General features: G+C 66.9%; 21 protein-coding genes and 2 pseudogenes. 12 read left to right on the top strand and 11 right to left on the bottom strand.

Annotation, left to right across the window (positions count from 1 at the left end):
• Window positions 1–155: 155 nt before the first annotated feature.
• Window positions 156–710: a TetR/AcrR family transcriptional regulator gene (locus DEM25_RS08655; protein WP_281004533.1), complete on the bottom strand. Its 555-nt coding sequence runs from the start codon at window positions 708–710 to the stop codon at window positions 156–158.
• Window positions 711–1,225: 515 nt separating this feature from the next.
• Window positions 1,226–2,395: a pyridoxal phosphate-dependent aminotransferase gene (locus tag DEM25_RS08650; protein ID WP_109768622.1), complete on the bottom strand. Its 1,170-nt coding sequence runs from the start codon at window positions 2,393–2,395 to the stop codon at window positions 1,226–1,228.
• Between the two features lie 70 nt (window positions 2,396–2,465).
• Here DEM25_RS08650 and DEM25_RS08645 point away from each other — a divergent pair, with 70 nt between their 5' ends.
• From DEM25_RS08645 to DEM25_RS08635, 3 genes are read left to right on the top strand one after another with little or no spacing between them, the layout of a single operon-like run.
• Entirely contained in the window at window positions 2,466–3,158 is a 693-nt protein-coding gene (locus DEM25_RS08645; RefSeq protein WP_439650668.1) for a GNAT family N-acetyltransferase, read from the top strand.
• Window positions 3,142–3,900 carry an SDR family oxidoreductase gene (locus DEM25_RS08640; protein WP_109768577.1) on the top strand — a complete coding sequence of 253 codons (759 nt, stop codon included), beginning with the start codon at window positions 3,142–3,144 and terminating at the stop codon, window positions 3,898–3,900. The genes DEM25_RS08645 and DEM25_RS08640 overlap by 17 nt, the downstream gene beginning before the upstream one ends.
• Window positions 3,897–4,139 (top strand): hypothetical protein, encoded by a 243-nt coding sequence (locus DEM25_RS08635; RefSeq protein WP_109768576.1) that lies wholly within the window; start codon window positions 3,897–3,899, stop codon window positions 4,137–4,139. The genes DEM25_RS08640 and DEM25_RS08635 overlap by 4 nt, the downstream gene beginning before the upstream one ends.
• A gap of 10 nt (window positions 4,140–4,149) precedes the next feature.
• Here DEM25_RS08635 and DEM25_RS08630 read toward each other — a convergent pair whose 3' ends face one another.
• The 5 genes and pseudogenes from DEM25_RS08630 to DEM25_RS08610 form a co-directional block, all read right to left on the bottom strand.
• Window positions 4,150–5,187 carry a nickel/cobalt transporter gene (locus tag DEM25_RS08630; RefSeq protein ID WP_439650661.1) on the bottom strand — a complete coding sequence of 346 codons (1,038 nt, stop codon included), beginning with the start codon at window positions 5,185–5,187 and terminating at the stop codon, window positions 4,150–4,152.
• Window positions 5,178–5,814 (bottom strand): annotated as a pseudogene (locus tag DEM25_RS18360) (DUF1007 family protein). Before DEM25_RS18360 ends, DEM25_RS08630 begins: the two are co-directional and overlap by 10 nt.
• Window positions 5,815–5,884: 70 nt before the next feature.
• Complete coding sequence (locus DEM25_RS08620) at window positions 5,885–6,805, bottom strand: LysR family transcriptional regulator (protein ID WP_109768575.1); 921 nt, start codon at window positions 6,803–6,805, stop codon at window positions 5,885–5,887.
• 52 nt (window positions 6,806–6,857) lie between these two features.
• Window positions 6,858–7,802: an NAD(P)/FAD-dependent oxidoreductase gene (locus DEM25_RS08615; RefSeq protein WP_158585215.1), complete on the bottom strand. Its 945-nt coding sequence runs from the start codon at window positions 7,800–7,802 to the stop codon at window positions 6,858–6,860.
• Window positions 7,803–7,845: 43 nt separating this feature from the next.
• Window positions 7,846–9,204: an 8-oxoguanine deaminase gene (locus tag DEM25_RS08610; protein WP_109768573.1), complete on the bottom strand. Its 1,359-nt coding sequence runs from the start codon at window positions 9,202–9,204 to the stop codon at window positions 7,846–7,848.
• Window positions 9,205–9,333: 129 nt separating this feature from the next.
• Here DEM25_RS08610 and DEM25_RS08605 point away from each other — a divergent pair, with 129 nt between their 5' ends.
• The 3 genes and pseudogenes from DEM25_RS08605 to DEM25_RS18175 all read left to right on the top strand — a co-directional run.
• Window positions 9,334–9,822: a MarR family winged helix-turn-helix transcriptional regulator gene (locus DEM25_RS08605; RefSeq protein ID WP_109768618.1), complete on the top strand. Its 489-nt coding sequence runs from the start codon at window positions 9,334–9,336 to the stop codon at window positions 9,820–9,822.
• Window positions 9,823–9,904: 82 nt separating this feature from the next.
• A complete protein-coding gene (locus tag DEM25_RS08600) occupies window positions 9,905–10,924 on the top strand; it encodes a LacI family DNA-binding transcriptional regulator (protein ID WP_109768572.1) in 1,020 nt (339 codons plus the stop codon).
• 3 nt (window positions 10,925–10,927) lie between these two features.
• Window positions 10,928–11,911, top strand: a pseudogene (locus tag DEM25_RS18175) (2-hydroxyacid dehydrogenase); the annotation flags it as partial.
• Window positions 11,912–12,351: 440 nt separating this feature from the next.
• Here DEM25_RS18175 and DEM25_RS08590 read toward each other — a convergent pair.
• Window positions 12,352–13,113, bottom strand: a complete 762-nt coding sequence (locus DEM25_RS08590) for a gamma-glutamyl-gamma-aminobutyrate hydrolase family protein (protein ID WP_109768569.1) — start codon at window positions 13,111–13,113, stop codon at window positions 12,352–12,354.
• A 261-nt stretch (window positions 13,114–13,374) separates the two neighbouring features.
• Between DEM25_RS08590 and DEM25_RS08585 the strand changes: the two genes are divergently transcribed.
• The gene (locus DEM25_RS08585; protein ID WP_109768568.1) at window positions 13,375–14,481 is read left to right on the top strand and encodes a TRAP transporter substrate-binding protein; all 1,107 of its coding nucleotides are present in this window, start codon (window positions 13,375–13,377) and stop codon (window positions 14,479–14,481) included.
• Window positions 14,482–14,730: 249 nt separating this feature from the next.
• Here DEM25_RS08585 and DEM25_RS08580 read toward each other — a convergent pair whose 3' ends face one another.
• A complete protein-coding gene (locus tag DEM25_RS08580; RefSeq protein ID WP_109768567.1) occupies window positions 14,731–15,366 on the bottom strand; it encodes a 2-dehydro-3-deoxy-phosphogluconate aldolase in 636 nt (211 codons plus the stop codon).
• Window positions 15,367–15,443: 77 nt separating this feature from the next.
• Window positions 15,444–16,361 carry an N-acetylmuramidase domain-containing protein gene (locus DEM25_RS08575; protein WP_109768566.1) on the bottom strand — a complete coding sequence of 306 codons (918 nt, stop codon included), beginning with the start codon at window positions 16,359–16,361 and terminating at the stop codon, window positions 15,444–15,446.
• Between the two features lie 894 nt (window positions 16,362–17,255).
• Here DEM25_RS08575 and trhO point away from each other — a divergent pair.
• The 3 genes from trhO (at window position 17,256) to galE (ending at window position 20,157) form a co-directional block, all read left to right on the top strand.
• On the top strand, window positions 17,256–18,191 hold the full coding sequence (trhO, locus tag DEM25_RS08570; RefSeq protein WP_109765260.1) for an oxygen-dependent tRNA uridine(34) hydroxylase TrhO: 936 nt from the start codon (window positions 17,256–17,258) through the stop codon (window positions 18,189–18,191).
• Window positions 18,181–19,041 carry an urease accessory protein UreD gene (locus tag DEM25_RS08565; RefSeq protein ID WP_439650660.1) on the top strand — a complete coding sequence of 287 codons (861 nt, stop codon included), beginning with the start codon at window positions 18,181–18,183 and terminating at the stop codon, window positions 19,039–19,041. The genes trhO and DEM25_RS08565 overlap by 11 nt, the downstream gene beginning before the upstream one ends.
• 93 nt (window positions 19,042–19,134) lie before the next feature.
• Window positions 19,135–20,157 (top strand): UDP-glucose 4-epimerase GalE, encoded by a 1,023-nt coding sequence (gene galE / locus DEM25_RS08560; protein ID WP_109765262.1) that lies wholly within the window; start codon window positions 19,135–19,137, stop codon window positions 20,155–20,157.
• Between the two features lie 3 nt (window positions 20,158–20,160).
• Here galE and DEM25_RS08555 read toward each other — a convergent pair whose 3' ends face one another.
• Complete coding sequence (locus DEM25_RS08555; RefSeq protein WP_109765263.1) at window positions 20,161–21,039, bottom strand: UTP--glucose-1-phosphate uridylyltransferase; 879 nt, start codon at window positions 21,037–21,039, stop codon at window positions 20,161–20,163.
• A 206-nt stretch (window positions 21,040–21,245) separates the two neighbouring features.
• On the opposite strand from DEM25_RS08555, the gene DEM25_RS08550 reads away from it, so the two are divergent.
• Window positions 21,246–21,458, top strand: a complete 213-nt coding sequence (locus DEM25_RS08550; RefSeq protein ID WP_109765265.1) for a helix-turn-helix domain-containing protein — start codon at window positions 21,246–21,248, stop codon at window positions 21,456–21,458.
• Window positions 21,459–21,491: 33 nt separating this feature from the next.
• Complete coding sequence (locus DEM25_RS08545) at window positions 21,492–24,215, top strand: cation-transporting P-type ATPase (RefSeq protein ID WP_196780307.1); 2,724 nt, start codon at window positions 21,492–21,494, stop codon at window positions 24,213–24,215.
• Window positions 24,216–24,219 lie beyond the last annotated feature (4 nt).

Below are 24,219 nucleotides of genomic sequence, written 5' to 3'. Positions count from 1 at the left end.
CGCTGCACGCGTTAACCATTCGTTAACGCATCGGGTCCATCATGATACATGGGCATAAAGCAGGTCGGGTTCCTCCTCCCACCCCGGCCCTGCGGAAAACGGGCGATCGATCCAAGAGGATCCGTCGCCCGCTTTTTTGATCCCAATCCCTCCGGTCAAAGCCGCAGCGCCCGCCGCGCCAGGTCCGCGATCACCGGCCGTTGCCGGTCGAAGGGCTGGCCGGTCAGCCAGCCCAGCTTGCCCCCGATCGCCAGATGCGCATAGCCGTGCAGCATCATCCAGGCCGCCGCGACATCGCGCCAGCCTTCCTCGGCCTTCAGAGCGTCCGCGCCGCGCAGACGTGCGACCGCGTTGACCAGCACCGAGAAGCTCGCATCGGCCGCCTTGGCGAATTCCGTCGGCACGCCATGGTGTGACCGCCCGCCGAACATGAGCTGGAACAGGGCCGGGTTTTCGGCCGCAAAGCGGATATAGCCGACACCCGCCGCCACATAGAGCGCTTCGGGATCGTCGCCCGCCTCGGCCTGCTCTTCCTTCATCGTCGCCGTCAGCCGTTCGAAGCCGCGCTGCGCCAGGCCCTGCAGCAACGCCGTGACATCCTTGAAATGGTGCGCCGGCGCGGCATGGCTGACGCCCGCGCGCTTGGCCGTCGAGCGCAGCGAGAACCCGTCCTCGCCCTTCTCGGTCAACTCCATTTCGGCCGCGGCCAGCAGCGNCAGGACCCATTAATCTGGTTGAATTGGTCGTGGCGAATTTGTGCGGATGCACGGAGCAAGGCCGCAGGAAGTCTTCCGACTTTCAAGGGCTTGCGACACGGCAGGCCGTGCAAATCCGCCCGATCCGAAGGACGGTCGATATGGCCGCGCCCTACCGCGTCAAAGCTCTCGACCGGGGGACGGACCCCGCTCTTCGTGCTTTTTCTTGTATTGCTTGCCATCTCGACCGCCATTTCAATCACATTAATGGGTCCTGACCCTAGTCTAGGCGACGATCTGGACAGTGTCAAAACGTTGTCTTGAAGCCGGCAATATGCGTGCCGCCCTCCATCTTGACATTGGCAAGAAAGGGCCATCCATCCCGCTCGACACGCTCTTTTCCACCGCATCAAACCCGGCGATTCCCGGCTGACTGACCCTTCTGGCAAGCCCGTTCGCGCCGCGCGTCGCCCACATCGCCGCCGGCCGCGCCGTTCACGCCGTGCCCGCCTTCGCGCTCGGCCCTGCCTTCATCGGCTGAGAAACGCCTCCATCCGGTCGAGCGCGGCTTCGATGTTGGCCAGCGAATTGGCGTAGGAGACGCGCACGAACCCCTCGCCGAGGATGCCGAAATCCGGCCCGCCGATCAGCGCGACGCCCGCCTCCTCCAGAAGCCCGCTGGCAAGCTGTTTGGCCTGCCAGCCGGTCGCCGAAATGTCCGGGAAGGCGTAGAACGCGCCCTTGGGCGTCGCACAGGTGACGCCCTCCATCGCGTTCAGCCGCTCGACCACGAAACGCCGCCGCGCGTCGAAGGCGGCCATCATCGCCGCCACATCGTCCTGCGGCCCGTCGATCGCCGCGATCCCGGCATGCTGCGCCGCCGCGTTGACGCAGGACCAGCAATTGACCGCCAGCTTGCGCACCGCGTTGTAGAGCGGTTCGGGCCAGACCGACCAGCCCAGCCGCCAGCCGGTCATCGCCCAGGTCTTCGACCAGCCATTGAGCACGATGAGCCGGTCGCGCAGGCCGTCAAATTCCAGCAGCGATGTGTGCGCTTCGCCATCATAGGTCATCACATCGTAGATTTCGTCCGACAGGATCGCGATGTCCGGGTGCCGGTCCAGCAGCGCGGCGAGCTTTTCGATCTCGGCGGGCGGCGTCACCCCGCCGGTCGGGTTGCCCGGCGAATTGACGATCAAAAGCCGCGTTCGATCCGTGATCAGCGATGCCACTTCGTCGGCACTGACAGCGAACCCGTTCTCGGCGCGCATCGGCACCGGCACCGGCGTCGCGCCGGTCGCCTCGATCATCGAGCGATAGATCGGAAAGCCCGGATCGGGATAGAGGATCTCGGCGCCCGGCGCGCCGAACATCAGGATGGCGGCGAACATGGCCGGCTTGCCGCCCGGCGTGATCATGATGCTTTCCGGCGACACGTCGGCGCCGGTCAGCGCGTGGATGCGCCGGCTCACCGCCTCGCGCGTCGCAAGCAGGCCGTTGGCCGGCGTATAGCCGTGCGCGCCGTCGCGCAGCGCCTTGACCGCCGCCTCGACAATGTGCGCCGGCGTCGCGAAATCGGGCTGGCCGATGCCCAGATTGATGATGTCGCGGCCCTCGGCGGCAAGCTGTGTCGCCCGCGCCAGAACGGCAAAGGCGTTTTCCTCGCCCATCCGGTTGAAGAAGGGATTGATGTCGTGCATGGCTTCCTCCAGCGCCCGGCATGAGGTGCCGCGCATTGCAAGTCAAGCAAGCCCGGACACGCCGCCCATGATCACCGACCTGACGGACTGGACCCCGCGCGAACGGCCGACGAACAGGCCGATGGCCGGCCGCCATGTCGAGATCGTTGCGTTCGACCGCGCCGCCCATCAGGACAGGCTCTGGACCGCCTTCGGTGGCATGACGACCAACGATCTGCTCTATCATTTCGGCTGGCCGCGCATGGAGAGCGCCGCCGATCTGGGCGCAACCATCCAAGCGCTGAACGACCATGGCGGCTTCGTCACCTGCGTCTTCACGCAGCGGCAGACCCAAGATGTGATGGGCATGGCGAGCTATATGCGCATCGACGAGAAGAACGGCGTCTGCGAGGTGGGCGCCGTCGCCCACGGCACGCCGATGGCGCGCTCGCCGGCAGCGACCGAAGCGCATTACCTGATGGCGCGCCGCGTCTTCGACGATCTGGGCTACCGGCGTTATGAGTGGAAACTCAACAATGCCAACGCGGCCTCGCACCGCGCCGCGCGGCGGTTCGGCTTCACCTTCGAGGGCGTGTTCCGCCAGCACGAGGTCAAGCCCTACGGCAATCGCGACACGGCATGGTATTCCATGCTGGACAGGGAATGGCCGGCGGCCAAACAAGCGATGGAACGCTGGCTCGATCCGGCAAACTTCGACGCCGACGGCGGTCAGAAGCGCCGGCTCGAGGAGATCAGGAGCGACATTCATGCCCAGCAGGCTTGAGGGAAAGATCGCCGTCGTCACGGCGGCAGGACAGGGCATCGGCAAGGCGATCGCCGACCGTTTCGCCGAAGAGGGCGCCAGGGTCTTCGCCAGCGATCTCGACGCGGCCAAGCTGGCCAACCCGGCCTTTGCCGATGCGCGCGTGCTCGACGTCACCGACACGGTGGCGGTCGACGCCTATGCGGCCGAGATCGGCGCCGTCGACGTGCTCGCCAATGTCGCCGGCTTCGTCCATCACGGCACGGTGCTCGACTGCACCGAGGATGACTGGGATTTTTCGTTCGATCTGAACGTGAAATCGATGCACCGAACGATCCGCGCCTTCCTGCCGGCCATGCTGGATCGCGCCGAACAGACCGGCTCCACCGCATCGATCGTCAACATGTCCTCGGGCGCCTCCTCCATCAAGGGCGCGCCGAACCGCTATGTCTATGGCGCGACCAAGGCGGCGATCATCGGCATGACCAAGGCGATCGCCGCGGATTTCGCCGCCCGGCAATTGCGCTGCAACGCCATCTGTCCGGGCACGGTGGATTCGCCTTCGCTTCAGGAGCGCATGAAAGCGCTCGGCGAACAGATGGGCGGCTATGATGCCGCGTTCGACCTGTTCCTTCAGCGCCAGCCCATGGGCCGCATTGCGCAGCCGCGCGAAATCGCCGATATGGCCGTCTATCTGGCGTCGGACGAAGCGGGTTTCGTGACCGGCGCCACCATGGTGATCGACGGAGGCTGGACGCTGTGAGCGCACCGGAAAACGACGAAAACGGCGCGCCCAAACCGCCCGAATATGATCGCGGCACGCTGCTCATTGCCGGCGGCATCTTCGTCGGCTTCGCGCTTTTGCTCTATTTCCTGCCGGCGATCATGACCGCCATCGGCGGCGACAATCCCTGGGCCGCCGGCGCGGCGGTCGCCGCCGTTCTTGTCCTGCCGTTTCTGGGTCTGTGGCTTCGGGGCCGCGCGCGCCGCAAGCTGCGCTGAGGAGACTTCCCTAGGCGCCGAGCGCGCCGCCCAGCAGGATCACGCCCATGGCGATGATCAGAAGCGCGCCGCCGATCTCGATGGCGTGGCTCACCGGGCCGGACAGGGCAGACGAGCCGGACATCCGCAGCGCCACATTCTTCGCCGTCACCGCCAGCGTCGCCAGCGCCGAGACGGTAATCGCGGTGCCGAGCGCCATCGCCAGAACCGAGACGAGCCCGGCGGCCCACAGCCCGTTCAGGAAGGCGAACGTCAACACGATCAGCGCCCCGGTACAGGGCCTGAGCCCCACCGACAGGACCACCGCCGCCGCATCGCGCAGCTTCATCGGGCCGGAAAGCTGGTCGGGCATCGGCATGTGGGCATGACCGCAGGTCGAGCACACTTCGCCCGGCGCATGATCGTGATGATGGTGATCATGTGCGTGACGGTCGTGGTTGTGATGATGATGACCATGATCGTGCACGGCCGCCGAAGACAGGGCAGCAGGTTTCGGCGCCGCCGGGCGCAGCGCGCGCAGCTTGCGCACCAGAAGCCACAGCCCCAGCGCGACCACCAGCCCGTAAGATGCGATCTCGAAAAAGCGGGTCGTGTCGGTCTGGCTAACGGCCAGTTGCCGCAGCACCAGAAAGCCGAGGCCGACGATCACGATGGCCGACAGCGCCTGCACGAGCGAGGCGGAGAACGACAGGGCGATGCCGCGCCTGAGCGCCGTCTCGTTGGCAAGCATGTAGGACGAGATCACCACCTTGCCATGGCCCGGCCCCGCTGCGTGCAAAATGCCATAAAGGAACGACAGGCCGACCAGCAGCCATGCGCCCGGGCCGCCATCGCGCATGGCGGTCAGCGCGGCGCGCATCGCGTCATAGAATTCGCGTTGCCGGGTGGCGATCCAGGCAAAAAAGCCGCCCAACAGGCCGCTGTCGGACGCCGGCGCCTGCTCGGCGACGCCAATGCCGAGCGAGGATTGCGCCGCCGCCATGCCGACCGCCGCGACAAGCACGATCAGGGCCGCCGGTGCGATGGTTGCCGCGCGTCTCACGAGCAACGCACTTCCATGCGCGTTGCGAAGATCTTCGACCAGTCATTGCCGTCCGGCTCGTTGAAGAACGCCTCGGTCAGCGTGTCCTGGTTCTGGGCGATCGCCTCGTCCGGATCGGGGATCACCATCTGGTGCCCGCAGCCCGCCGGCGCGCCGATCAGCACCATGTTCTNCGTCCTCGTAGAAATCGATCGCGGTATAGAAAGTCGGATCATAGACCGCAAAGGACGGATTGTCCGCCAGCGCCACCGGCTCGGACGGCTGCGAGGTGAACAGGACGAGCAGCTGGTTGTCGACCATGTCGACGCGCAGGTCGGTCACCTCGGCGATCGCGATCTCCTTGGTGCCGACCGTCACCGACTGAAAGTAGCCGAACTCGGCGATCGATGTGACGATCACCTCGGCCACCTGTTCCAGCTCTCCAATCTCGAGCGCGCCGCTGGAATCGGTGTCGAATTCGAACAGCACCGTCGATGAAAACAGATCGTCGAAACGCCAGACATGGCGCAGCCGGTCGACCATGCCCTGCGGCGTGACCGTCACTTCGAGCCGCGCTTCTGCGAAGACATGCGGATGGGCATGCGCCGTCGCCGGCACGGCAAACGCCACCGGCGCCAAAAAGGCTGCGAACATCGTCTGGCGGGTCAAATCACGTCACCCCTGATCCGGCACGGATCGTTTGCGCCACGCGAAGCGGGCCGAATTATGACGCCCCGTTGCGGCGCGGCGTCCGGCAGTTGGACTTGAACCAGTCGGCGAGATAGTCGACCAGCGCCCGCACCCGGGCCGGCAGATAGCGCCGGTGCGGATAGACCGCATAGATGCCGGCATCGTTTTCGAGCTGGCCGGCCATCAGCTCGACCAGCCGTCCTGCCTGCAAATCCTCCAGGACGATGAAGTCGGGCGAGACGAAAAAGCCCAGATCGGCGAGACCCGCCATTCTGACCGCCAGCGGGCTGTTGACGCTGATCCGCCCGTCCACGGTCACCGAGGTGGCCTGCCCGTCATCGTCGCGATAGGGGATGATGTTGCGGCGCCGGGCATTGGTGTCGACGATGAACGGAAGCCGGGCCAGCTCCGCCATCGATTCGGGCGTGCCATGGCGTTCGATCACCGCCGGCGTGGCGCAAAGGACCAGCCGGAACGGGTTCAGCCGGCGCGCGATCAGCGTCGAATCCTCCAGCTGGGTTATGCGGATGGCGAGATCGAACCCCTCCTCGACCAGATCGACGAACCGGTCGTCGAGATCGATATCGAGCCTGATCTCCGGATGGGCCACGGCGAAATCGACCAGCGATTGACCGATCGCCGCATCGGCGAGCGAACGCGGCGCGGAAATCTTGATCGGTCCGGCAAGATCGGATCGGGTGTCGCGTATCTCGTCCCGCAGATCGTCGAACTCGCGCAGAAGATCGAGCGCGCGGCGATAATAGGTGTGGCCCGCTTCGGTCAGAGAGAACTGACGGGTCGTCCGGTTGAGCAGAAGCGCGCCCAGATCGTCCTCCAGTTCGCGCACATATTTCGACAAAAGCGCCTTCGAGCGCCCCTGTGCCCGCGCCGCCGCCGAAAAGCCCTCATTGTCGACCACCGCCACGAAGGCGCGCATCCGGGTCAGCGTGTCCATGATTGTCCGGTCCCCAACCCTTCAGTCTCGTTCGTCCGCCGCCAGGCGGCATCTATCGGTCCAATATCGCGGCCGCCGCCGCCCATCCGCTTTGCGCCGCCGCTTCCGCCCGGCCGCCGACCAGCCCGTCGCCGCAGACGACGACGCGGCCGCAGCCCGTCACCAGATGGGATTCGCCGAGCGCCCGGTCAACCCGCGCATAACGCCAGCGATGCGCCGTCGCGTGGACCGGTGCCAAGGGTTGCCCGGCGCAGCGCTCCAGCGCGCCCTGCAGATAGGGCACGATCGCCTTCGGCTCATGCTCAAGATGCTGCGCGCTCCACGCGCCGCCGCCATGGACGACGAAGGTCGCGCCGTCCCGGCCCGGTTTGGATGAATTGCGCACGATCAGCGCGCCCGGGCCGTGATCGTCACCGCGCGTCAGGTCGGGCAGATCGGCGACCGGTTCGGCAAAGGCGAACATGCCGGCCCAGCACGGCGCGTAGACGATATCGCGCAAGGCTTCGAAACCGCGGTCGAGCGGCGCGGTCAGGGCCATCGCCTGCGGCGCCGGCGCGGTGACGACCACCCGCCCGAAGCGGTGGTCGAGCCCGTCGGCGCCGGTCACGCGGACCTGGCCCTGGCTGTCGAAACCGATGCCGTCGATGCGTGTGCGCAGCCGCACATCGATGCCGCCGAGCAGCGGCTTGACGAACCCGCTCATGCCGGGCAGCCCGACATGCCAGTCGCCCGGCCGGTCCTTGCCTTCCGGCGTCCACGGCGCCACCGCGCCTTCTTCGCCGAGTTGGTCCAGCAACGCCCGCATCGGCGCGCTCCGCCCGGTCAGATATTGTGCGCCGTGATCGAAGCTGCCGGCCGCGCTGCGCCGGGTCGACAGGCGCCCGCCGGTGCCGCCCGATTTCTCGAAAACCGTCACCGCAAGCCCGGCATCGGCCAGCGCCCGCGCGCAGACCGCGCCGGCCAGCCCGGCGCCGATGATCGCTACCGATTGTGTCATGGTCCCTCGCTTGCCAAGGCATATAGGGCGCCGCGCGGCGGGGTCAGCCGTGCATGAACGCCCGCGCCGCCTGACCGTGGGCATACCGCAGCGCCGCGACATCGACGCCCACCGGCGCGCCGTCCTCGACCGTCCAGCGCCCGGCGATCATCACCCGGTCGGCCCGGTGCGCGCCACACAGAACGAGCGCGGCCAGCGGGTCGTGCGCGCCCGAAAAGCGCAATTCGTCGAGCGTGAACAGCGCCAGGTCGGCCTGCCTTCCCGGCGCGATCGTGCCGATGTCACTTCGTCCCAGGCACCGCGCCGACCCTTCGGTCGCCCAGCGCAGCGCGTCCAGATGGGTCAGAGAGGCGTCGTAGGTCAGCCGGCCGATCATCAGCGCGTGCCGCACGCCCTCCATCAGATTGGAGGAATCGTTGGAGGCCGAGCCGTCGACGCCAAGGCCCACCGCAACGCCCGCGGCCTCCAGTTCGCGCGTCCGGCACTGGCCCGAGGCGAGCACCATGTTCGAGGTGGGGCAATGGCAGACGCCGACGCCGGCGCGGCCGAGCCGCGCCATCTCCTCGTCGTTGAAATGGATGCCGTGGGCCAGCCATGTCCGGTCGGTCAGCCATCCGGTCTCTTCCAGATAGTCGACCGGCCGGCAGCCATAGGTCGCCTCGCAGAACGCGTTTTCGTCGAACGTCTCGGCCAGATGGGTATGCAGCGCGCAGCCGCAGCGGCCGGCAAGCGCGGCGGTCTCGGCCATCAGCTCCCGAGTCACCGAAAAGGGCGAGCATGGCGCCAGCGCCACCTGCGTCATCGCGCCCGGCGCCGGATCGTGATGGCGGCCGATCACCCGCTCGCAGTCGGCGAGGATCGTGTCGGCATCCTGAACGACGCTGTCCGGCGGCAGGCCGCCATCGCGCACCGAAAGGTTCATCGAGCCGCGGTTGAGCACGATCCGCATGCCGAGCGCCGCCGCCTCCCCGGCCTGGATGTCCATCGCCTCGTCCAGCCCGTCAGGGAAGACGTAATGATGGTCCGACGCGCAGGTGACGCCCGACAGCATCAGTTCGGTCAGCGCCAGCCGGGTGGCGATGCGCAGATGGTCCGGCGTCAGCCGCGCCCAGAGCGGGTAGAGCGCCTTCAGCCAGTCGAACAATTCCCGGTTGATCGCCGCCGGATGGGCGCGCGTCAGCGTCTGGTAGAAATGATGATGGGTGTTGATCAGCCCGGGCAGCACGACATGGCGCGAAGCGTCGAACACGTCATGCGGTTCGGCCGGTGTTTCGCCGGCGCCGATCACCGCCTCGATCACCCCGTCCCGGACCAGCAGCCCGCCGCGCGCATCGACGCCGTCGGGCACCAGCGCGGCCAGCGAATGTCGGATCCAGAGCGCCCGCCCCTTGCCGTCGTTCATCGATCCGAAGTCCTCCAAACGGTTCACCCGACCGGTTCGTCCAGCGTTACGGCATCGCCAGCTCCCGGCCAAGCGCCAACCTTGCCGGCTTTGCTTGTCGGCGGTTGCCCGGCGGCTTATCGTGCGGCCATGAATCGGTTCTACATCCCCGCCGAAGAGACCGAAGGCGGCAGCTTGCTGGCGCGCCTTCAGGACGTGGCACGCCATGGCCGGACCCATTATGCCCGCCATCTGCTGAAGACCGGGCTCTACGCCGGCCAGGAAAAGATCATCGAGGCGCTTGCGACCGGCGGCCCGATGACCCCCGGCGCCCTCGCCAGGGCCCTCGACGTCCGCCCGCCGACCATCACCAAGACGATCACACGTCTGGAGGAGCAAGGCTTTGTCGCGCGCGCCGCGTCCAAGGAGGACGGCCGTCAGGTTCTCGTGCAACTGACCGAGGCGGGGCGCAACGTTCTGGGCGTGATGGGAAAGGCCATCGCCAAAGCCGAGAAACAGGCGCTCAAGGGCCTGAAGAAGAAAGAGCGCAAGCAGCTCGAAAAGATCCTCGGCAAGATCGAGGGCAATCTGATCGTCCGCGAGGACACCGGCGAGGACGAACAGAGCGAACGGGACTGACGCGCCGCAGCGCCCTTTACCGCCCGATTAAAGCCATTTAAACGTCTTTCACCGGTTTAAACGGCTCCTTGAAGGGCGCGCCTTGCAGAAGATCAAACTGTCGACCATTGCCGAAGCGCTCGGCGTTTCGACCGCCACCGTATCGCTGGCCCTGCGCGACAGCCCGCTTGTCGCCGAGGCCACCAAGGAACGGGTCAAGGCCCATGCGCTGGAGATCGGCTATATCTACAACCGCCGCGCCGCCAGCCTGCGCACCTCCAAATCCGGCATTGTCGGCGTCGTCGTGCACGACATCATGAACCCGTTCTATGCGGAAATCCTGCGCGCCATCGAGACCGAGCTCGACCGCTCCGGCCAGACCTTCCTTCTGTCCAACCATTATGACTCGGTCGACAAGCAGCGCGCCTTTCTCGAAACGCTGATGCAGCTCGGCGCCGACGGCGTGATCATGTCGCCGGCCATCGACACCCCGCCTTCGGACATCGAACTGGGCATCAGGAACGGCCTGCCCTTCGTCTTCATCGCGCGCTCGGTCGAGGGCGCGGATGTGCCGGTGTTCAGGGGCGACGACGCATTCGGCATCGGCCTTGCCACCAACCATCTGATCTCGCTCGGCCACACGCGCATCGCCATGATCGGCGGATCGGACAAGACCTCGACGGGCCGTGACCGCTTCCGCGGCTATCGCGAAGCGATGGAAAAGGCCGGCCTTCCGGTGGAAGCCGAATGGCGCATTCCCGGTCCGCGCACCAAAGCGGCCGGTTTCGAGGCGGCCAGCCAGTTCCTCGCCCTGCGCGACCGGCCGACCGCCGCCGTCTGCTGGAACGATCTGGTCGCCATCGGCCTGATGAACGGCATCGCCCGCGCCGGCCTGACGCCCGGCGTCGACATTTCGGTGACCGGCTATGACGATCTCGAGGAAGCCTCGATCGCGACGCCGGCCCTGACGACGGTGTGGAACGGCCAGCGCGATGTCGGCCGCGACGCCGCCCGTGCGCTGCTCGACAGGATCGAGGGCAAGAAGTCGCTGGAGGGCACGCTGCATCTGGTCCGGCCCGAACTGCATGTGCGCCAATCGACGACCCATCCCGTGGAGACCTGAACGATGACGCAGCCGGACCGGCGGAACGGGCGCGTGCTCGTCTCAAGTCGCGGCCATTCCTGGACGCGCGAACGGCTTGTCGAGCGTTTCGACTGCGTCGTCGCCGAGCCCGGCGAGGTGATGGCGATGGACGAAGATGCGCGCGCCGGCATCGCGGCTTTCGCGACGCTCATGTCGCCGGTGACGCCCGCACTGATCGACGCGCTGCCCAACCTGCGGATCGTCTCCTCGTTCGGCGTCGGCTACGACCATGTCGATGCGGCGCACGCCGCCCGCCGGGGCGTCATCGTGACCCACACGCCGCACGTGCTCGACGACGAGGTGGCCGACACCGCCATCGGCCTGCTCCTGAACACGCTGCGCGAACTGCCGCGTGCCGAAGCCTGGCTGCGGGCCGGCAAATGGCAGACCGAGGGCAACTATCCGCTGACGCCGCTGACCTTGCGCGGCCGCACCGTCGGCATTTTCGGGCTGGGACGGATCGGCCTGGCCGTGGCGCGGCGTCTGGAGGGGTTCGGCGTCGCGATTCACTATCACAACCGCTCGCAGCGCGCCGATGTCGCCTACCCCTATCATGCCAGCCTCGCCGATCTGGCCGAAGCCTGCGACACGCTCATCTCGGTCGCGCCCGGCACACCGGAGACGCGCCATGCCATCGATGCCGGCATTCTTGAGCGGCTCGGGCCGGACGGCGTCCTGATCAATGTCGGACGCGGCTCGGTGGTCGACGAGACGGCGCTGGCCGACGCCCTGCACACCGGCGCGATCGCCGCCGCCGGGCTCGACGTGTTCGAGGACGAGCCGAACGTGCCGCAGGCGCTGCTCGATGCGCCCAACACCTGCCTTCTGCCCCATGTCGCCTCGGCGTCGGTGGCCACCCGGCAGGCCATGGGCCAACTCGTCATCGACAATCTCGCCGCCTGGTTCGCGGGCGACGCGCCTCTGACGCCGGTGNCCCTGACCGATCATGCTCGCCGCACCGATCAAGGGGGCAATGCGATGCGGTTCAACACGACCCAATGGCTGAACGGGTTTGCCGTGGCAGGTGCCGCTGCGATGATTATCGCGGCGGGTGCCGGCGCGCCCGGCTCGGCGCCGTCCGGCATCGATCCGGTGACGACCGCATCGGTGGCATCGGCCGCGGCCGCCGGCGGCGACCGTTTCATGGCGCTCGATCACCGCACCAACATCAGTTGCAGTTTCACCCTGCATCGCGCCGACGGCTATGACGTGCACCGGGTCGAACCGGGCTCCTCCTGCGCGCGCCTGGGCGAACTGTTCGCCCGCGCCCGCGCCTGGCAGGAATCGCGCCGCGGCACGGTGACGGTCACCGACCATCGCGGAACGCCCCTGATGCGCCTTGCCCCCGGCGACGGCTTTGCCTGGGAAGTGGTCGAGCCGGACAATGTGAAAGTGTCGCTGGCCGCCTACTGAGCCGCCGCCAGCCGCCCGCCCGCATGGACGCGGGCCGCTTCGCCGAACGCCTCGAACAGCCGCCGCGAGGGCGTGTCGGACTTCGCCCAATATTCCGGGTGCCACTGCACCCCGAGCGCAAAGCCGGGTGCGTCGATCACCGAAACCGCCTCGATCGTGCCATCCTCTGCGACCGCCTCCGCCTGAAGCCGCGGCGCCAGCGCGCTGATCGCCTGCCGGTGCAGCGAATTGACCGGCACCGGACCGCCGCCGACGATGGACGCCAGACATCCGCCCGTCCTGGGCGCCACATCGTGGACGATGGCAAAGCGCTCGTCGTGATCCTCGTGCTGCGGTGCGCGATGGTCCCTGCGGCCGTCCAGCTCCTGGATCTCGGTCGCGAGCGTCCCGCCGAGCGCCACGTTCAGCTCCTGCAGCCCCCGGCAGATGGCAAGCAACGGCACGCCCGTCTCCACCGCCGCCCGCGCCAACGGCAGGCTGGTCGCATCGCGCGCCGGATCGTATGGCTCGTAGGCCGGTCCCGGCTCGGCGCCGTAAAGGCCCGGATGAACGTTCGACTTCGAGCCCGACAGCATCACGCCGTCGACGCGGCTCAGCAGCCCGTCAATGTCGATCCGCTCGCCGAAGGCCGGCACCATCAGCGGCAGCACGCCGGCCACTTCGATCGCCGCCGTCAGATAGGTCTCCGGCGTTGCGTGCCAGGTATAGGTGTCGAACTGCCGGACATCGCAGACGACGGCAACGATAGGCTGCATGGGGGCTCCGCTTCATGGTCACGAGCATCGGGGCCGGCATCCGGTGCCGGCTCGCTTCCCCCATAATCGGTTTGCCGGCCGGACGGAATAACCCTCGAAGTCCGGGCTCCTGCACCCAAATCGATTAAGTGGAAAAAAATATTGACCAGTTGGGGTCCCGATAGTGGACAGCGCACGCGAAAGCTGCAAGTTTGCGGCTTGTTGAAGATGGCGAGAGGAGATTTTGCCGCCTTCGACCCATTGTGTTCACGGGAGGATCATATGGATCGTCGTTCATTTATCAAAAAGGCCGGCGTCGCCGGCGCGGGTGCGGCAGCCGCCACCACCCTGGCAGCGCCCGCCATCGCGCAGGAAATGCCGAGCATCACCTGGCGTTGTTCGTCCGGTTTCCCCAAGGCGCTGGATACGATCTACGGTGCGGCGGAAGTGTTCTCCGATGCCGTCAGCGAGATGACCGACGGCAAGTTCAACATCCAGGTCTTCGCCGCCGGCGAAATCGTCGGCGCGCTGGAAGGCGCTGCCGCCGTCACCGCCGGCACGATCGAGTGCGCGCACACCGCCTCCTACTATTTCTGGGGCCAGGACCCGACCTTCGCCTTCGGCACCGGCGTGCCGTTCGGCCTGAACCAGCGCATGACCAATGCCTGGCTCTATGAGGGCGGCGGTCTCGAACTGCTCAACGAATTCTACGCCACGCAGAACATGATCGCCTTCCCCGCCGGCAACACCGGCGCGCAGATGGGCGGCTGGTTCCGCAACGAGATCAACACGCTTGAAGACATGCAGGGCCTGAAGTTCCGCATCGGCGGCTTCGGCGGCCGCATCATCGAGCGCATCGGCGTCGTTCCGCAGGGCCTGCCCGGCGGCGACATCTATCCGGCGCTCGAGCGCGGCACGATCGACGCGGCCGAATTCGTCGGCCCGTACGACGATGCCAAGCTGGGCTTCAACAAGGTCGCCCAGTACTATTACTATCCCGGCTGGTGGGAAGGCGGCGTCGCGCTTCTCAACATGATCAATTTGGACGCCTGGAACGCGCTGCCGGACACCTACAAGGGCATCGTCAAGAACGCGTCCGCCATGGCCAACTCGGTGATGATGGCGCGCTACGACACGCTCAACCCGCAGGTCCTCAAGGAACTGGCGGCGTCGGGCACGCAGCTTCGCCCCTACAGCCAGGAGATCCTCGAAGCGTGCTTCGAGGCGGCCAACGAGACCTATGCGGAAATCGCCGCCGAGAACGAAATGTTCAAGAAGGTGCACGACAGCTACATGGGCTACCGCAAGGACGCCTATCTGTGGATGCAGCTGTCGGAATACAATTTCGACACCTTCCTCATGCTGCAGCAGCGCGCCGGCCGCCTCTGAGGCCAGCGACTGTCCGACACGCGAAACCCGGGATGGCAACATCCCGGGTTTTTTCGTTGTCTGAAGAATGATTTGTCCGCCTTCCCCTTGAGGGGAGGCAAGAGAAGCAACCTTCGGGCTCGGCCCGAAGGGCCGCTGATCGGGTGGGGGTCACAATTGGGCACGATCGGTGGGTGTTACCCCCACCTGGCTCTGTCTCGCTTCGCTCGTCGATCGCCGACCTCCCCTCAAGGGGGAGGTAAGACGGCGTTACCCCAGCCCGGCCGCCTCTTTGGCGAGGGCCGTGATGCGGTCCCAGTCGCCGCTCGCGACGGCCTCCTTGGGCGCCACCCACGAGCCGCCGACGCACACAACGTTCGGCAGATCCAGATAATCGCCGGCATTGTCGGGCGACACGCCGCCCGTCGGGCAGAACCGGACGGCGGAAAAGGGCGAGGCGAGCGCCTTCAGATAGGCAACGCCGCCCGCCTGTCCGGCCGGAAAGAACTTCAGATGGGTGTAGCCCTCTTCGAGCGCCGCCATGATCTCGCTGGACGTCACGCATCCCGGCAGGAGCGGCACGTTGGCGCCGTCCGCCGCTTCGGCAAGCTCCGGCGTGAAACCCGGCGAGACGACAAAGCGCGCGCCGGCCGCCCGACACGCCTCATACTGCTTGGCGTTCAGCGCCGTACCGGCGCCGACAACCGCTTCGGGAACCTCGGACGCGATCGCCTCGATCGCATCGAGCGCCGCCTCGGTGCGCAGCGTGATCTCGACCGCCGGAAGCCCGCCGGCGGCCAGCGCCCGCGCCAGCGGAACCGCCTTGCCCGCATCCTCGATCACGATCACCGGGATCACCGGCTGGCCGGTCATGATCGGCGCAAGCGCCGCTACGTTCTGACCCATTGTCTGTCTTCCCTTCCCCGAAACCCGCTATATCCCGCTGTCTTTAAATCGGTTGAACATCCCTGTCCATGCGTCCGTCAGGAGCGCCGCAGGCCGGACCACGCGGCCACCAGCCGCGCCACAAATGTCAAAAGACCCCGCCACGAGCCGAATTTCGGCAGTGCATCGGACAGCGCGGCCCGGCTCGCCGGACCGTAGATGCCGTCAATGGCGAGCCCGTGACGGCTCTGGAACGCGCGCAGCGCCGCTTCGGTGCGCAGGCCGAACACACCGTCGGCGCGCAACGGATGGCCCGCCGCGGTCAGCATGCGCTGCATGTCGCGCACCGCGTCACCCCGGTCGCCGCGCCGCAGCAGCGTGCCCTTTCGACCACGTTTTGACGTTGCCGGCACGGATGACGGACGCCCGTCGCGATGGCGCGCATGGGCCGCCGCCAGCCGCACATCGTAGCGGTTCTTCGCATAGGCCGGGCCGTTGTAGCGCCGCGCGAACCCGGCCCAGTCGCGCGCATGCAGCAGCGACGTCAGCCGGTTGGCATGGATGAAGCGCAGCATCAGCCGCACCTGGCCTTCGATGCCGGACCGCGCCTCGCGTGCCAGCGCCTCGGGCGAACCGAAGCCCAGATGCTTCCAGTGGGCGCCCATCACCTGGCCGATGCCCCACGACACCGATTGCAGCGCAGCAGCCCGGTCGATCCGCGCCGCGCGCTCCAGCATCTGCCAGCGCCCGGCCTGTCCGCGCGGGTTCTTGACGGCGCCGGCGCGGGGCGAAGCAAGGCCGGCGGACCGCGCTTCCGCACGTCGGTGTTCGCCGACCAGCCGGTCGAAATAATGGCCCTCGAAGCGGATCAGCGGTTCCTTGCGCCCGCCGACATAGGCAAACGCCCGGCCGCCCGATTCGACTTCGGCGACCGCCTTGAGTGCCGCCGGCTCGATGCCGTTGTCGCGCGCCACGCGCTCGATGATCTGAAGGGTCTCGTCGGAAAATGCCGCCACCTTTCGCTCCTCTGGCTGGGGGCGTCCAGTATTGGCCGCTGCGCGGGCGGTTCGATAAGTCGGACCGGACGGGAAACTTGTCCAACCGTTTCACACCTCCCCCATACTCCTGCCACCGCGCCCATCGGAACGTCGGATGGCCACCACCTTCGGCGGGCGCGGCGGTGGCCTGCCGGGCGATGCGAGCGGTCGCGTTGCTGGGTGATGAACCCCCACGGCAGGGCGGAATGAAGGTGTGCGGTGTCCGTCCGCGCCTGTCCTCGACCAGACCCGGCCGGCGATCAGGATCGGACGGGGCCGACCGAACCAACCGGACGCCACGGGTCCTGTGGCAATCCGAAAGGTTCAGCCGGCCACGGCAGGGCGTGAGCCTCGCGCCGGCGCTTCACATGACGATCACCGCAAGCCCGCCGGACGGGCGGTTTGGCGACCGCAACTTACATAACTANNNNCGGATCGCGGCTCACCAAACCGCCCGTTGTTCTGGACTNTTTTGAAGCTGGCGCAAAATCTTGCGCGGGCTGGCGCCCACGTGCGTTTTGCGTTTGCCCAGGGCGCACGTTGACCCTCGGGCTCGACCCGAGGGGAAGCGCAAATCCTTGGGCGATTGAAGATGTTTCATGCTCTCGGCTTCCAAAGGAGGTGCGGAGGGATTGAACATGCCCGCCTCCCCCTTGAGGGGAGGCACGCGAGACCGAGCCTGCGATGGTCGAGCGGGTGGGGGTGACAGTCAAAGGCCGCAGCTGACATATACCCCCACCCGGCTCTGTCTCGTTCACACTCGCCACTCGCCGACCTCCCCTCAAGGGGGAGGTGAGGAGCACCCCTACGCCAACACAAACCCGGAACCCCGAACCCCTTCCCGCCATCGCCATCAATCGCTAGAACGCCGCCATGACCGACAAACCCGTCATCGTCGCCGCCCTCTACCATTTCGCCCGGCTCGACACGTACCGGGAGCTGCAAAAGCCGCTGGCGGAGCTGTGCTGCAAGGCCGGCCTGAAGGGCACGCTGCTGCTCGCCTCCGAGGGCATCAACGGCACCGTCGCCGGCCCGCGCGCGGGCATCGACGCGATGCTCGCCTTCCTGCGCGCCCGGCCCGAACTGGCAGGCCTCGAACACAAGGAGAGCTTCGCCGACACCATGCCCTTCTACCGTCTCAAGGTGCGGCTGAAGAAGGAAATCGTCACCATGGGCGTGCCGGGCACCGACCCGACCAGGATCGTCGGCACCTATGTCGCGCCCGAGGACTGGAACGATCTGATCACCGACCCGGACACGATCGTCGTCGACACGCGCAACGATTACGAGGTGAAGATCGGCACGTTCGAAAACGCGGTGAATCCGGAAACCGCCACCTTCCGCGAATTCCCCGACTGGGTGCGCCGCAACGAAAATGCGCTGCGCGGCAAGAAGATCGCCATGTTCTGCACTGGCGGCATACGCTGCGAAAAGGCGACCGCCTTCGTCAAATCGCTCGGGCACGACGACGTCTTCCACCTCAAGGGCGGCATCCTGAAATATCTCGAAACGGTGCCCGAAGCGCAAAGCGCCTGGCGCGGCGAGTGTTTCGTCTTCGACGAGCGCGTCTCGGTCGGCCAGGGCCTCGCGCAGGGCACCCACAGATTGTGCCGCGCCTGCGGCGCTCCGCTGTCGCCCGAGGATCTGCGTTCGCCCGATTACCGGGCCGGCGTCCAGTGCGGCCATTGCGCCGGCACGATGAGCGAAGCGGACCGCGCCCGCTTCGAAGAACGCCAGCGGCAGGTGGAACTGGCCCGCGAACGCGGCACACGGCATATCGGCGACGGAAGCCAGCCCGGTGACCGTTGAACAGGGCCGGATCGAACCGGCGGCGATGCAGCGCTCGGTCGGCGCCGGGCGGATCGCGGTCAAGGCCGGCCCGGACGGCCGGACCCGGCTGGACGCGCTCCACCAGAAGGCCAACGCGAAGATCCGCATCCCGAAAGCCTATGGGACCGCGCTCGAAGCGGTGCTGATCAACACCGCCGGCGGTTTGACCGGCGGCGACCGGCTCGACTGGTCGGCGGCGGCGGGCGCGGGCACGCATCTGGCGATCGCCACCCAGGCCTGCGAGCGCATCTACAAGAGCGCCGGCGGCACAGCGCAGCAGACGACCCGGCTCGATGTCGGCGCCGGCGCCCGACTGGACTGGCTGCCGCAGGAAACGATCCTTTTCGACGACAGCGGGCTCGACCGGTCGATCGAGATCGACATGGCCCCGGACGCCGCTTTCGTGGGGCTTGAAACGCTGGTGCTGGGCCGCGCGGCGATGGGAGAGACGGTGCGCCGCACGCATCTGCGCGACCGCTGGCGGATCCGCCGCGCCGGACAATTGATCCATGCCGACAATGTGCGCCTTGATGGCGATGCCACGGCGCTCGCAGACGGCCCGGCAACGCTTGCGGGCTGCACGGCAATTGCCACGCTGGTCCATGTCGCGCCCGGCGACGACGAACAGCGGGCGGCCCTGTCCGAACGGCTGCGGGCCGCGCTCGCGCCGATGACCGCCGGCGCACTACAGGTTGGCGTCAGCGCCTTTGCCGGCAAATGCGTTGTCCGGCTGATGGCGCCCGACGCCTACCGCTTGCGGCCACTGGCGATCGCAGCGCTATCGATCCTGCGCGACGGCGCGCCTCTGCCGGCGGTCTGGCGGTCATAGCGGCACACCTGCCGGCACACGCCGCGAACCCTTTCTCAACCCTTGCGTGACAGGCTGGCCGCAACCCCGGCCCAACCGCAAGGAGCAGCCGTCATGAAGATTCTCGTCACCGGCGGCGCCGGCTATATTGGCTCGCACACCTATCTGGCGCTGCGCGAGGCGGGCCATCGTCCCGTCATTTTCGACAATTTTTGCAATTCCTCGCCGCGCGTGCTCGACCGGCTCGGCCAGCTCTTTCAGGAGACCGCGACCTGCGTCGAGGGCGACATTCGCGATGTCGGCGCGCTTGAAAAGACGATCACGGAGCATGGCTGCGAGGCGGTCATCCACTTCGCCGGCTACAAGGCGGTCGGCGAAAGCATGGCCGAGCCACTCAAATATTACGAGGTCAATGTCGGCGGCACCGAGCGGCTCCTGACCGCGATGAGGAACACCGGCGTCAGGAAACTGATCTTCTCATCGTCGGCGACGGTCTATGGCGACCCGCAGCAATTGCCGATCCCCGAAGATCACCCGCTGTCGACGGCCAGTGTCTACGGTCACACCAAGCTGGTGGTCGAGAACATGCTGCGTGCGCTCTACGACGCCGACCGGCAATGGGCGATCACCATCCTGCGTTACTTCAACCCGGTTGGCGCCCACCCGTCCGGCCTGATCGGCGAGGACCCGGCCGACGTGCCCAACAATCTGATGCCCTTTATAAGCCAGGTCGCGGTCGGCCGGCGCCCGTACCTCAGCGTCTTCGGCGACGATTACCCGACGCCCGACGGCACCGGCGTGCGCGACTACATCCATGTCTGCGATCTGGCCGAAGGGCATGTCGCCGCGCTGCAGATGCTCGAAGAACCGCAATGCACGGCGGTCAATCTGGGCACCGGGCAGGGCTATTCGGTACTCGACATGGTGCGCGCCTTCGAGGCCGCCAGCGGACGGCCGATACCCTACAAGATAGCCGAACGGCGCGCCGGCGACATCGCCGCATGCTATGCCGACCCGTCACGCGCCAGGGCGCTGATGGGCTGGACCGCCCAGCGCGATCTGACCGACATGTGCGCCGACGCCTGGCACTGGCAGTCGCGCAATCCGATGGGCTATCTGGATATCGCCGCCGAATAGGCCTTACGGATCGAGGCTCTTGATGAAGGTGCGCAGATCCGCGCCCAGTTCGTCATGGGCAAGGCCGAGCGCGATGTTTGCGCTCAAAAAGCCCAGTTTCGAGCCGCAATCGTAGGTCCGGCCGTTGAACGGCACGCCGTAGAATGGCTGCGCGTCCATCAGCGCCAGCATCGAATCGGTGAGCTGGATTTCACCGCCCGCGCCTTTTTCGTGCCGGCCCAGAAGCCCCATGATCGACGCATCGAGAATGTAGCGACCGTTGAGGAAATAGGTCGACGGCGCGGTGCCCGGTTCCGGCTTTTCCACCATACCGGTGATCGAGAACGAGCCATCGTCGAACGTCTCGCCCATCGAGACGATGCCGTATTTGTGAGCCTGGTCGGGATCGCACGATTCCACCGAGACGACATTGCCGCCGCGATCGCCATGCACCTCGACCATCTGTGACAGGCAGCCCGGATCGCCGGTCATCACCATGTCGGGCAAAAGCACGGCGAAGGGTTCGCCGGCGCTGACCATCTCGCGCGCGCACCACACGGCATGGCCAAGACCGAGCGCCTGCTGCTGGCGCGTATAGCTGATCTGGCCCGCCTGCGGCAGGTCGGCCCGCAGCATCGCCAGCGGCTCGTCCTTGCCCCGCTGTTCGAGCGTGTGCTCCAGTTCGAACTGGTGGTCGAAATGATCCTCGATGACGTTCTTGTTGCGGCCGGTGACGAAGATGATGTGCTCGATGCCGGCGGCTTGCGCCTCCTCGACGGCATATTGCACCACCGGTTTGTCGACGACCGTCAGCATTTCCTTGGGCACCGCCTTGGTCGCGGGCAGGAAGCGCGTGCCGAGACCGGCGACGGGGATGACGGCTTTGCGGACTTTATGGGACACGGGGCGTCTCTCCGGGGTTGGGACCTCAGCCCCTCATACTGCAGTGCACGCAAACAGAAAACAGCCAACCGGCACGACCCGATGCATCGGAACCCTGCGCGCGCGCCTGCATGTCCCGGCCCATCGATCGTCAACCGTCTTGATCGGTGTCAAAGCGGCTTGAGACGATCTGACCGATGCTCAAATCACTTCAGTGGAGCCGATCGATGCTGAGCAAACCCTTCATGACAACGCACGAGATAGCCGAACTGCTCAAGGTGAACGAGGCCACGGTGCGGGCATGGATTCACGGCGAGGATCTGCGGGCGGTGAAGCTCGGGCGGGAGTTCCGCGTCGCGGTCAGGGATCTCGAAGCGTTCGTCAACGCCCACGCAACGCGGCCGCCGGCCTGGGAACAGGCGGACGGCGCCAAGGGCTGAGCGGGTCGCAACGGTAAACCAAAGGACACGATGATGAGTTGGCATGACCAACCGTTCAGCGAAGCGCTGACAAGGTTCGGCACGCGCGTCGAGCAGGGGCTCGACGAGAACGGTGCGCGGCAACGCCTTGCACGTTACGGGCCCAACAGGCTGCCCGAACCCAGGCGGGCGGGCCCCCTCGCCCGTTTTGCCCGCCAGTTCCACAATGTGCTGATTTACGTTCTGATGGCCGCCGGCACGACGACGGCCATGCTCGGCCACTGGATCGACACGGCCGTCATCCTTGCGGTCGTGATGGTCAACGCCATCATCGGCTTCGTCCAGGAAGGCAAGGCCGAAAGCGCGCTGGCGGCGATACGCGACATGCTGGCGCCCAGGGCCACGGTTCTGCGCGATGGCCGCCGCCGAACCGTTCCGGGCGAGGACATCGTGCCCGGCGACATCGTCATCGTCGAGGCGGGAGACCGCATTCCCGCCGATCTGCGCCTTTGCGAAACGCGCGGCGTGAAGATCGAGGAAGCGGTGCTCACCGGCGAATCGGTGCCCGTCGATAAGGCGACCGGTCCGGTGGCGGCGGACGCGCCGCTCGGCGACCGCCGCTCGATGGCCTTTTCCGGGACGATGGTGGCGGCCGGACAGGGACGCGGCATCGCCATCGCCACCGGTGCGGACACCGAGATCGGTCGAATTTCCGGCATGATCGCCGACGTCCCCTCGACCGAGACGCCGCTCATCCGCCAGATGGCGGTGTTCGCCAAGTGGCTGACGGTCTTCATCGTCGGCTTCAGCGCGCTGATCCTGGTCTTCGGGCTGACGCTCGGCGGCTACGGCTTCACCGAACTGTTCATGGCGCTGGTCGGCCTGTCGGTCGCCGCCATTCCCGAAGGCCTGCCGGCGATCCTGACGGTGACGCTCGCCATCGGCGTGCAGGGCATGGCGCGGAGGAACGCGATCGTGCGCCGCCTGCCTGCCATCGAGGCGCTCGGCTCGGTCTCGGTGATCTGCTCGGACAAGACCGGAACGCTGACCAGGAACGAGATGACCGTTGCCGGCGTGATCACCGCCAACCATGCCTACCGCGTCACCGGAACCGGATATGCGCCCCATGGCGGCTTCGTGCTGGACGGCGCCGAAGCGCGCGTCGCAGACCATCCTGTTCTGACCGAACTGGGCCGCGCCGCGCTCCTGTGCAACGAGGCCGACCTCGTCGGCGCCGGCGACCAGTGGCAGGTGATCGGCGATCCGATGGAGGGCGCGCTCGTCGCCTTTGCCTGCAAGGCCGGCTTCGAGCCGGACGCCGAACGGGCCCGCCAGCCGCAGACCGATGCGATACCGTTCGACGCGCAGCACCGCTTCATGGCGAGCCTGCGCCACGATCACGATGGCCATGCGACCATCTTCGTCAAGGGCGCGCCGGAGCGCATCCTTGCCATGTGCCGGACCCAGCGCATCAAGGACGGCACCGACGCGCCGATCGATGCCGATTATTGGCGCGAACAGGCCGCTACCGTTGCGGACCAGGGCCAGCGCGTTCTGGCCATCGCGGTCAAGCCGACCCACGGGGACCATGGCGAACTGCATTTCGGCGATGTCGACACCGACCTGACGCTGGTCGGCCTTGTCGGCCTGATCGACCCGCCCCGCAAGGAGGCGATCGAAGCGGTGCGCGAATGCCGGGCCGCCGGCATCGACGTCAAGATGATCACCGGCGACCATGCCGGCACCGCCGCCGCCATCGGCCGGCAACTGGGGCTCGCCAACACCGCCACGGTCATGGAAGGCGCCGAGATCGACACGCTGGACGCCGAGCAGTTGCGCCAACGGGTGGCGGAAGTGGATGTCTTCGCCCGCACCAGCCCCCAGCACAAGCTCCGCCTGGTCGAAGCGCTGCAGGACGGCGGCGCCGTGGTCGCCATGACCGGCGATGGCGTCAATGACGCGCCCGCGCTCAAGCGCGCCGATATCGGCATCGCCATGGGCCAGAAGGGCACCGAGGCGGCCAAGGAAGCCTCCGAAATCGTGCTCGCCGACGACAATTTCGCGACCATCGCCGCCGCCGTCAAAGCCGGCCGCACGGTCTACGACAATCTGAAAAAGGCGATCATCTTCCTGTTGCCGGTCAATGGCGGGGAATCGCTGTCGCTGGTCGCCGCCATCCTGCTCGGCCTGACATTGCCGATCACGCCGCTGCAGATCCTGTGGGTCAACATGGTCTCCTCGGTGCTGCTCGCCATGACGCTGGCCTTCGAGCCCGCCGAGAGGGGCGTGATGGCGCGCGCGCCGCGTCCTGCCTCCGAACCGATCCTGTCGCCCTTCGTGCTGTGGCGTGTCGGCTTCGTCTCGGTCCTGTTCATGGCCGGCATCTTCGGCAAGTTCGCGCTCGCACAGGCGCAGGGCTCATCGGTCGAGGAAGCCCGCACCATCGCGGTCAACACGCTGGTGGTGATGGAGATCTTCTACCTGTTCTCGGTGCGCTATCTGGGCGAACCCTCACTGACGCTGCGCGGCCTGTTCGGCACGCGGCCGGTGCTGATCGCGATCACAGCCGTGACCGCGCTGCAGTTTCTGTTCACCTATGCACCATTCATGGAAGCCTTCTTCGACACCCGGCCCCTGTCGCTTCTGCAAGGCTTGCAGATTGTCCTTGTCGGCGTCGCCGTGCTGGTCATTCTCGAACTGGAAAAGCGCGCCATGTGGGCCTGGCGCGACCGGCGCGGCAGTGCGCCCCATGGAAAAAGCGCCCAGGCGCGTGGATGATAGC

The organism is Oceaniradius stylonematis, from assembly GCF_003149475.2.
GTDB lineage: Bacteria > Pseudomonadota > Alphaproteobacteria > Rhizobiales > Rhizobiaceae > Roseitalea > Roseitalea stylonematis.
Note: the sequence above shows the minus strand (reverse complement) of the source record. Positions and strands in the feature narration are given on the sequence as shown.

What these genes read in the sequence shown, in the direction of transcription:
- DEM25_RS08550 (WP_109765265.1), top strand. Translation starts at nt 21,246, where the DNA reads ATGCTGAGCAAACCCTTCATGACAACGCACGAGATAGCCGAACTGCTC.
- DEM25_RS08610 (WP_109768573.1), bottom strand. Translation starts at nt 9,204, where the DNA reads ATGAACGACGGCAAGGGGCGGGCGCTCTGGATCCGACATTCGCTGGCC.
- galE (WP_109765262.1), top strand. Translation starts at nt 19,135, where the DNA reads ATGAAGATTCTCGTCACCGGCGGCGCCGGCTATATTGGCTCGCACACC.
- DEM25_RS08650 (WP_109768622.1), bottom strand. Translation starts at nt 2,395, where the DNA reads ATGCACGACATCAATCCCTTCTTCAACCGGATGGGCGAGGAAAACGCC.
- DEM25_RS08580 (WP_109768567.1), bottom strand. Translation starts at nt 15,366, where the DNA reads ATGGGTCAGAACGTAGCGGCGCTTGCGCCGATCATGACCGGCCAGCCG.
- DEM25_RS08585 (WP_109768568.1), top strand. Translation starts at nt 13,375, where the DNA reads ATGGATCGTCGTTCATTTATCAAAAAGGCCGGCGTCGCCGGCGCGGGT.
- trhO (WP_109765260.1), top strand. Translation starts at nt 17,256, where the DNA reads ATGACCGACAAACCCGTCATCGTCGCCGCCCTCTACCATTTCGCCCGG.
- DEM25_RS08615 (WP_158585215.1), bottom strand. Translation starts at nt 7,802, where the DNA reads ATGACACAATCGGTAGCGATCATCGGCGCCGGGCTGGCCGGCGCGGTC.
- DEM25_RS08640 (WP_109768577.1), top strand. Translation starts at nt 3,142, where the DNA reads ATGCCCAGCAGGCTTGAGGGAAAGATCGCCGTCGTCACGGCGGCAGGA.
- DEM25_RS08620 (WP_109768575.1), bottom strand. Translation starts at nt 6,805, where the DNA reads ATGGACACGCTGACCCGGATGCGCGCCTTCGTGGCGGTGGTCGACAAT.
- DEM25_RS08590 (WP_109768569.1), bottom strand. Translation starts at nt 13,113, where the DNA reads ATGCAGCCTATCGTTGCCGTCGTCTGCGATGTCCGGCAGTTCGACACC.
- DEM25_RS08545 (WP_196780307.1), top strand. Translation starts at nt 21,492, where the DNA reads ATGAGTTGGCATGACCAACCGTTCAGCGAAGCGCTGACAAGGTTCGGC.
- DEM25_RS08605 (WP_109768618.1), top strand. Translation starts at nt 9,334, where the DNA reads ATGAATCGGTTCTACATCCCCGCCGAAGAGACCGAAGGCGGCAGCTTG.